Raw genomic sequence first — 504 nt, 5'->3', positions numbered from 1 at the left:
ACGAAGACCCGAAACCGTTCGTCTGGACGAAGACCGCGGACGAGATCCTCGAACGCCTCGCCGGATATCTGAACCGAATTCCCGACTCAGGACACTAGCCTGCCGGGCCCGAAAAAGCAGTGGCCCGCACTCCCCCGGCGGGGAGGGCGGGCCCTCTGTCGAGAAAGAGCCGCGCCACGTGCGTACTTGACGGTGACGGACTCACCTCCACGCAGGGGACAGGTACCACACATGAGCGCTTCCGCATCGATCGGCGTGACCGGCCTCGGGGTCATGGGCCGCAATCTGGCGCGTAATTTCGCGCGGCACGGGTATACGGTCGCGGTCCACAACCGGAGTGCGGGGCGGACCCGTGCGCTGGTCGAGGAGTTCGGGCACGAGGGGGAGTTCGTGGCCGCCGAGAGTGCCGAGGAGTTCGTGGCGGCGTTGGAGCGGCCTCGGCGGCTGATGCTGATGGTGCAGGCGGGGGAGGCGACGGACGCGGTGATCGGGGAGTTCGCGCCG

Annotated in this window: 1 protein-coding gene; it reads left to right on the top strand. The window is 68.1% G+C overall.

Translation table 11 applies throughout. The features are described 5' to 3' along the window. Positions 1-231: 231 nt before the first annotated feature. The coding region (locus PV682_RS44225; RefSeq protein ID WP_319738356.1) for an NAD(P)-binding domain-containing protein at positions 232-504 on the top strand (273 nt) is incomplete at its 3' end.

The organism is Streptomyces niveiscabiei (genome assembly GCF_033794345.1).
GTDB classification, from domain to species: Bacteria; Actinomycetota; Actinomycetes; order Streptomycetales; family Streptomycetaceae; genus Streptomyces; species Streptomyces niveiscabiei.
This window is presented reverse-complemented; position numbering and strand designations above follow the sequence as displayed.